The following is a 7,454-nucleotide window of genomic DNA, read 5'->3' on the forward strand; positions in this document are numbered from 1 at the left end:
CCTGTTCGGGTCATACAGTCTGACCTATATTTTACCCTGAATGCACATATCTTCTGCGTTAGGAGGCGCGCGATGAGCAAGCACCAGATTACGCTGAACGACCGGTTCGACCTGGACAAGGACAAGGTCCTGCTGAACGGGACCCAGGCCCTTGTCCGGTTGATGCTGACCCAGAAGGCCCGCGACCGGGCCGCCGGATTGAACACCGCGGGTTATGTCACGGGCTACCGGGGGTCCCCGCTGGGCGCGGTCGACATGCAGATGCGCCGGGCCGAGAAATACCTGCGCGCCGCCGATGTGAAATTCGAGGAAGGGCTGAACGAGGACCTGGCCGCCACCGCGCTCTGGGGCAGTCAACAGGCGGAGCTGCGCGGCGAGGGCAAATTCGACGGGGTCTTTGGCCTCTGGTACGGCAAGGGGCCGGGCGTCGACCGGTCTGGCGATGCCATGCGCCACGCCAACATGGCGGGCACATCGAAACATGGCGGCGTGCTGATGGCGATGGGTGACGACCACACCGGCGAATCCTCGACCGTGCTGCACCAGTCCGAATGGGCGCTGGTGGATGCCTACATGCCGGTCGTGTCGCCCGCCGGCGTGCAGGAAATCCTGGACTACGGCCTGTATGGCTATGCGCTGTCGCGCTTTTCCGGCCTCTGGGTCGGTCTGAAGACGATGAAGGACACGATCGAGGCGACAGCCGTGGTCGATGGTCGCCCCGACCGGGTGCAACTGGTCACGCCTGACTTCGACATGCCCGAGGGCGGGTTGAACATCCGCCTTCAGGACACGCCGCACGCGCAAGAGGCGCGGATGATCGACTACAAGCGATTTGCTGCCGAGGCGTTCTCGCGCGCCAATGGCATGGACAAGCGCGTCTGGGGCAAGCCGGGGGCCAAGATCGGTCTGGTGGCGGCGGGCAAGAACTGGCTCGACCTGCAGCACGCCATGTCGCTGCTGGGCATCGACGAGGGTGAGGCCGAACGCCTGGGGATCACGACCTACAAGGTCGGGCAGGTCTTTCCGCTGGACATGCAGGGGTTCTACGACTGGGCCGAGGGGCTCGACCTGATTGTGGTCATCGAGGAAAAGCGCAAGCTGATCGAGGTGCAGATCAAGGAGGCGCTGTTCGACAACCGCCAGGGCCGCCGCGTCTATGGCTGGTACAAGGGCGGGGCAGGCGGCATGCACCGCGATGAGCTGTTCCCGACCCGTGGCGCGCTGGACCCGACATGGATCGCGCGCAAGCTGGGCGAAATTTTCGTCGAGGAAGGCCGGGGCACCGACCGGATCAAGGCCGGGTTGACGCAGATCGAAGAAGCGGCACGCGCCGACAACCTGCCCGAGATCGCCGCCCGTCTCCCCTATTTCTGCGCCGGTTGCCCGCACAATTCATCGACCAAGGTGCCCGAGGGCAGCCGCGCCTATGCCGGCATCGGCTGTCACTACATGGTACAGTGGATGGACCGCGAGACGCTGGGCTTTACCCACATGGGGGCAGAGGGCGCGAACTGGATCGGCGAAGCGCCGTTTTCGAAACGCGGCCATGTGTTCCAGAACCTCGGTGACGGCACCTACAATCACTCGGGCGTGCAGGCGATCCGCGCCGCTTTGGCGGCAGGCACAAACATCACCTACAAGATCCTGTTCAACGACGCGGTCGCCATGACCGGCGGGCAAAAGAACGAGGGCGGGCTGACGCCGCAGCGCATCGCCGCCGAGGTCAAGGCGATGGGTGTCGAAGCCGTCGCCGTGGTCTACGATGAAAAGGAAGAGGTGAACCCTGCCTCCTTCCCGGACGGCGTGCAGACCTTTGAACGCGCCGAGCTGGAGACCGTGCAGAAGCGCATGGCCCAGACAGAGGGCGTTTCCGCCATCATCTATGTCCAGACCTGCGCCGCCGAGAAACGTCGCCGCCGCAAACGCGGCAATTTCCCCGATCCCGATCAGCGCGTCTTTATCAATACCGATGTCTGCGAGGGTTGCGGCGATTGCGGGGTACAGTCAAACTGTGTCGCTATCACGCCCAAGGAAACCGAACTGGGCCGCAAGCGCGAGATCGACCAGAGCGCCTGCAACAAGGACTTTTCTTGCCTCAAAGGGTTCTGTCCCTCCTTCGTGACCCTCGAAGGCGCGCAGGTGAAAAAATCCGCAACCACGGAACTGCACCTGCCCGACATGCCCGCGCCGCAGATGCCCGGGATCGACGGCACGCATAACATCGTCATCACCGGCGTCGGCGGCACCGGTGTGGTGACCATCGGCGCGGTGCTGGCGCAAGCGGCGCAGATCGACGGCAAGGGCGCGGCCATGATGGAGATGGCGGGCCTCGCGCAGAAGGGCGGGGCCGTCCATATCCACCTGCGGCTGGCCGAATCCCCCGAAGACATCAGCGCTGTACGCGTCGCCACCGGCGAGGCTCATGCGCTGATCGGTGGTGACCTCGTTGTCTCTGCCGGGTCCAAGACGCTTGGCCTGACCCGCACCGGCCAGACCGGCGCCGTGGTCAACAGCCATGAAATCATCACCGGGGACTTCACCCGCGATACGGAATTCACCCTGCCCACCGACCAGTTGCGGCTCGCGCTCGAGGCGCGGCTTCAGGACCGGGTGGCCTTTTTCGATGCCTCGGAGCTGGCCCGCGCAACGCTGGGTGACTCGATCTTTTCCAACATGATGATCCTGGGCGCCGCCTGGCAGCAGGGGCTGATCCCGCTGGGTCATGACGCCATCGCCGAGGCTGTGGAGCTGAACGGTGCCGCGGTGGACAAGAACCTGCGCGCCTTCGAGATCGGCCGCTGGGCGGTGCTGTACCCGCAAGAGGCGCGGGATCTGCTGACGCCCAAGGTGGTGGCGAAACCCAAAAGCCTCGAGGAAAAGATTGCCTTCCGCGCCGACCACCTGGTGGAATACCAGGGCAAGGGGCTGGCGAAACGCTATCGCAAGCTGGTTGATCCCATCGAGGACAAGCGCCTGAAAGAGGCCGTCGCCAAGGGGTATCACAAGCTGCTTGCCTACAAGGACGAATACGAGGTTGCCCGCCTGCTGCTGGAGACCCGCGACAAGGCTGCGGGCACCTTCGGCGGCGACTTCAAGATGACCTTTCACCTTGCGCCGCCGATCCTGTCGAAAACCGGTGCCGACGGCCGCCCGGTGAAAAAGACCTTTGGCGAGGGGATGCTGCGCTGGTTCCGCCTGCTGGCCCGCTTGAAGGGCCTGCGTGGCACGCCGCTGGACATCTTTGGCCGCAGCGAAGAACGCCGCATGGAACGCGCGTTGATCAAGCAGTACGAGGCCGACATGGCCGAGTGGCTGCCCAAGGCACGCCCTGAAACAATGGATGCGCTGGTTGCCCTGGCCGAATTGCCTCTGCAAATCCGCGGTTTCGGTCCGGTCAAGGCTGGCAACGAGGCCAAGGCCGCCAAGCGGCGCGAAGAGCTGATTTCGGTCCTTCGGCAAGGCGGAAGCCCCTTGAAGGAGGCGGCGGAGTAAGGGAAAAGACGCCCGCGCCGGGTCACGAAAGCTTCATCGGAATGTCACATATTCTGGTCACAAGGGTCGAACGACAGTAAAATGGCGCACGACACCAAGAAGGACCCGTTGCCGATGCCGAACCGGCGTCAGATCGCCCGTGACATCTCGTACAGCTATTCGGCCAGTACCCGGGGCGGGCGTGCCATGATCCGGCTGATGGAAAATGCCACGGGCCGGATCGGTCTGATCCGACGGGCCGAAGGCTATGAACATGAGGTCGCGCAGGGGCGGGATTTCTGGCAGGTCATGGTCGAACGCTATGGCCTGGGCCTTGAGGTGGTCGGCGGCAGCCTGGACAACCTGCCCAAGGACGGGCCGCTGATCGTCATCGCCAACCATCCCTACGGCATTCTCGACGGGTTGATGCTGGGCCATATCCTGTCCGTCGTGCGGGGCGATTTCCGTATTCTGGCGCACAAGATCTTTCGCAAGGCCGAAGAACTGGACCGGATCGTGCTGCCCGTCAGTTTCGAAGAGACGAAAGAAGCGGTGCAGCAGAACCTGGCGACCCGGAAAGAGGCGTTGGACTATCTCGCGAGTGGCGGATGCATCGGCATCTTTCCCGGCGGCACCGTGGCCACGGCGGGCAAGCCCTTTGGCCGCCCGATGGACCCGGGCTGGCGGACCTTTACGGCCCGGATGATCGCCAAGTCCAACGCGACCGTGGTGCCGATCTATTTCGACGGCCACACCTCGCGCCTGTTCCAGCTGGCCAGCCACCTGCACACGACGTTGCGCATGGGGCTGTTGATCAAGGAGTTCCGCAAACGCGTGGACACGCCCGTGCGCGTCGCCATCGGGGAGGCGATCCCGAGGGCGGAAATCGACGCAAGGGCCAAGGATGCGCGCGCGATGATGGATTTCCTCCGCAAAGCCACTTATGAGCTGTCTCCGACTCCCCTGGCGTCCTACGACTACGGGTTCGAGTTCGAAGAGAAACACAAGGAAAAGCCGAAGGCGCGCCACTGACAAGACGCGCCGCAGGGCAGGCGGGAGCGCGAGAGCATGGCGGTAGGGATCTTCGACAGCGGCCTCGGTGGGCTGACGGTGCTGGATGCGGTATCGAAACGCCTGCCGGATGTGCCCTTTGTCTATTTCGGTGACAACAAGCACGCGCCCTATGGTGTGCGCGATGCCGACGATGTCTACAACCTGACCTGCGCGGCAACGGAACGGTTGTGGGACGCGGGCTGTGACCTGGTGATCCTGGCCTGCAACACCGCCTCTGCGGCGGCGCTGCGCCGGATGCAGGAAAGCTGGATTCCCCGCGACAAGCGCGTTCTGGGCGTCTTTGTCCCGCTGATCGAGGCGCTGACCGAACGCCAGTGGGGCGACAATTCCCCCCCGCGCGAAGTGGCCGTTAAACACGTCGCGCTTTTTGCCACGCCGGCGACCGTGCGCAGCCGGGCCTTTCAGCGCGAACTGGCCTTCCGCGCCATCGGCGTCGATGTCGAGGCGCAGGCCTGCGGCGGTCTTGTCGATGCCATAGAGGAAGGCGACATGATCCTGGCCGAGGCGCTGGTGCACAGCCATGTCGATGCGCTGAAACGAAAGATGCCGGCCCCGGAGGCGGCGATCCTGGGCTGCACGCATTATCCGCTGATGCAGGACATCTTCCAGGAGGCGCTGGGACCGGATGTGTCGGTCTATTCGCAGGCCAATCTCGTGGCGGAATCGCTGTCGGACTACCTGGAGCGGCATCCGGACATGATGGGCCCGGGCAGGGAAAGCGGGTTCCTGACCACCGGCAATCCGCTGAAGGTCTCGCAGAACGCAACACAGTTCCTGCGCCGCAAGATTTCTTTCGACGCGGCCTGAATGGTGGCGCAGGTCGGTCCGGGGTTATTCTGACGTGCCGGGCCGTTCGCCCACGTCGCCGGACCACCAGGCGCGCTTGATCCCCTGGTAGACGGTGATTTCCTGGCCAGGCTGGTAGGGGCTCAACTGGTGTTCCTTGTACGCCAGGCTTTCACCGTGGCGCCCGTTTTGCTCTTCCCAGGTCAGTCGATAGCGATAGCGGTTGTTGACGCGGTAATTGGTGCGCTTGGTGCCCGTCACCCGCGCGGTCTCGCGCGTGCCGTAGCGCCTGGCGCGCACGGCGGCCACGGCCTTTCGTCCGGGAAACCACATGGCCAGCAGGGCCGCGACGCCAAAGATCAGCGCAATCCAGCGCGTGATGACCGAGGCAGTCCGATTTTCACCTCGGCGCAGCTCGGTCGTGTCGGGAGCGCTTTCAAGATACCAGATCGGCACGCGGTCGCCGATGTCACTGTTGCGATAGAGGCTGGAACCGACCGAGCGGGTTAGGTTGATCGTCTCACCCTTGTTGGTCTCGAAGCGGAGCTGGAAGTAATAGGTGACTTCGCGATCGCCGTCGCTGTCGGTGGTGACGCGCTGGTACTTGTCCAGAAGGTCGGCGGCGGTCTCGCGCCCCTCGGCGTCAAAGCGATGCGCCAGGTTCAACGAGATGTGGCTGATGAAGGTCAGGATCGAGAGGATCAGCACGAAGATCAGCGTGAGCCATCCGCCCATTCGCCAGAACAACCGCCAGAGCGGTACGGGTCTGTCACCTGCCACTTGTGCCATGTCGGCATATTGGCGGCGACCGTGCCGGGGATCAACCGTGCAAGCGCCGGTTTTCTCCATTGATTACAGGGGAGGGGGCGGCTATAGCCTTTGATCAGAGGAGCCCTGTCATGACCGCCTTTCACGCCCTGCGCCTGCGACGATGACCCGCCAGCCGTCCCCTTCGGCGGCGCCTTTCTCCTTTATTTCCCGCATTTCGCGCGGTGCGACCCGTGCGCCCCAATCTGCAGGTGACCTGACATGACCCATTCCATCGCCATCATCGGTGCCTCCGGCTACACCGGGGCCGAGCTGATCCGGCTGCTCGCCACCCACCCCTCGTTCGAGATCAAGGCACTGGCTGCCAATTCCAAGGCCGGCCAAAGCCTTGCCCAGGTCTTTCCGCACCTGCGCCACCTGGACCTGCCGGATCTCGTGACCTGGGAGCAGATCGACTTTGCCGGGATCGACCTCTGTTTCTGCGCCCTGCCGCACAAGACCAGCCAGGAGGTGATCTCGCAATTGCCGAAATCGGTGAAGATCGTCGACCTCTCGGCGGACTTCCGGCTGCGCGATCCGGCGGATTACCAAAAATGGTACGGCAATGCGCATGTGGCCGTGGAGACGCAGGCCGAGGCGGTCTATGGCCTGACGGAGTTCTACCGCGACCAGATCAAGGGCGCGCGGCTGGTGGCGGGCACGGGCTGCAACGCGGCAACCGGGCAATACATCCTGCGGCCACTGATCTCGGGCGGATTGATCGACCTCGACGAGATCATCCTGGACCTGCAATGCGGCGTCAGCGGCGCAGGTCGGTCGCTGAAGGAAAACCTGCTGCACGCGGAGCTGTCGGAGGGCTCAAATGCCTATGCGGTCGGCGGGACGCATCGTCACCTGGGCGAGTTCGACCAGGAGTTCAGCGCCCTGGCGGGGCGCCCGGTCGAGATCCAGTTCACCCCGCACCTTGGCCCGTTCAACCGGGGCATCCTGGCGACCGCCTACCTGAAAGGCGATCCGCAGGCGATCCATGCCGCGTTGACCACGGCCTACGCGGATGAACCCTTTGTCGAGGTGCTGCCCTTTGGCGAGACCCCTTCGACCCACCATGTGCGCGGTTCGAACTTTTGCCATCTCGGGGTCAGCGGCGACCGGCGTCCGGGGAGGGCTATTGTCGTGGCCGCGCTGGACAACCTGTGCAAGGGCAGTTCGGGGCAGGCGTTGCAGAACGCCAACCTGATGCTGGGCGAGGCGGAAACCGCCGGTTTGATGCTGGCGCCCTGTTTCCCCTGATCCAGCGGAGCGCGCTGGCCGCGCGCGCAGGTGAGTTTGCGTTCAGGCCACGCAGGCCTTGAGGA

General features: G+C 64.2%; 5 protein-coding genes. 4 read left to right on the plus strand and 1 reads right to left on the minus strand.

Going from position 1 to position 7,454, the window contains the following annotated elements:
• Positions 1-72: 72 nt before the first annotated feature.
• The 3 genes from PVW46_RS28620 (at position 73) to PVW46_RS28630 (ending at position 5,352) form a co-directional block, all read left to right on the plus strand.
• Positions 73-3,492: an indolepyruvate ferredoxin oxidoreductase family protein gene (locus PVW46_RS28620; RefSeq protein WP_069211470.1), complete on the plus strand. Its 3,420-nt coding sequence runs from the start codon at positions 73-75 to the stop codon at positions 3,490-3,492.
• Positions 3,493-3,606: 114 nt separating this feature from the next.
• Positions 3,607-4,503, plus strand: coding sequence for a lysophospholipid acyltransferase family protein (locus PVW46_RS28625; protein WP_043140023.1), 897 nt, complete (start codon positions 3,607-3,609; stop codon positions 4,501-4,503).
• A gap of 36 nt (positions 4,504-4,539) precedes the next feature.
• On the plus strand, positions 4,540-5,352 hold the full coding sequence (locus tag PVW46_RS28630) for a glutamate racemase (RefSeq protein WP_069211469.1): 813 nt from the start codon (positions 4,540-4,542) through the stop codon (positions 5,350-5,352).
• Positions 5,353-5,376: 24 nt separating this feature from the next.
• Here PVW46_RS28630 and PVW46_RS28635 read toward each other — a convergent pair whose 3' ends face one another.
• Complete coding sequence (locus PVW46_RS28635; RefSeq protein WP_274578310.1) at positions 5,377-6,120, minus strand: DUF3592 domain-containing protein; 744 nt, start codon at positions 6,118-6,120, stop codon at positions 5,377-5,379.
• 240 nt (positions 6,121-6,360) lie between these two features.
• Here PVW46_RS28635 and argC point away from each other — a divergent pair, with 240 nt between their 5' ends.
• Complete coding sequence (gene argC, locus PVW46_RS28640; protein ID WP_069211467.1) at positions 6,361-7,389, plus strand: N-acetyl-gamma-glutamyl-phosphate reductase; 1,029 nt, start codon at positions 6,361-6,363, stop codon at positions 7,387-7,389.
• Positions 7,390-7,454: the final 65 nt, after the last annotated feature.

It is taken from the genome of Mameliella sp. AT18 (assembly GCF_028807275.1).
GTDB classification, from domain to species: Bacteria; Pseudomonadota; Alphaproteobacteria; order Rhodobacterales; family Rhodobacteraceae; genus Antarctobacter; species Antarctobacter albus.

Excerpts from the sequence above, each read along its gene's own strand:
- PVW46_RS28620 (WP_069211470.1), top strand. The coding sequence starts at position 73 with ATGAGCAAGCACCAGATTACGCTGAACGACCGGTTCGACCTGGACAAG.
- PVW46_RS28625 (WP_043140023.1), top strand. The coding sequence starts at position 3,607 with ATGCCGAACCGGCGTCAGATCGCCCGTGACATCTCGTACAGCTATTCG.
- PVW46_RS28630 (WP_069211469.1), top strand. The coding sequence starts at position 4,540 with ATGGCGGTAGGGATCTTCGACAGCGGCCTCGGTGGGCTGACGGTGCTG.
- PVW46_RS28635 (WP_274578310.1), bottom strand. The coding sequence starts at position 6,120 with ATGGCACAAGTGGCAGGTGACAGACCCGTACCGCTCTGGCGGTTGTTC.
- argC (WP_069211467.1), top strand. The coding sequence starts at position 6,361 with ATGACCCATTCCATCGCCATCATCGGTGCCTCCGGCTACACCGGGGCC.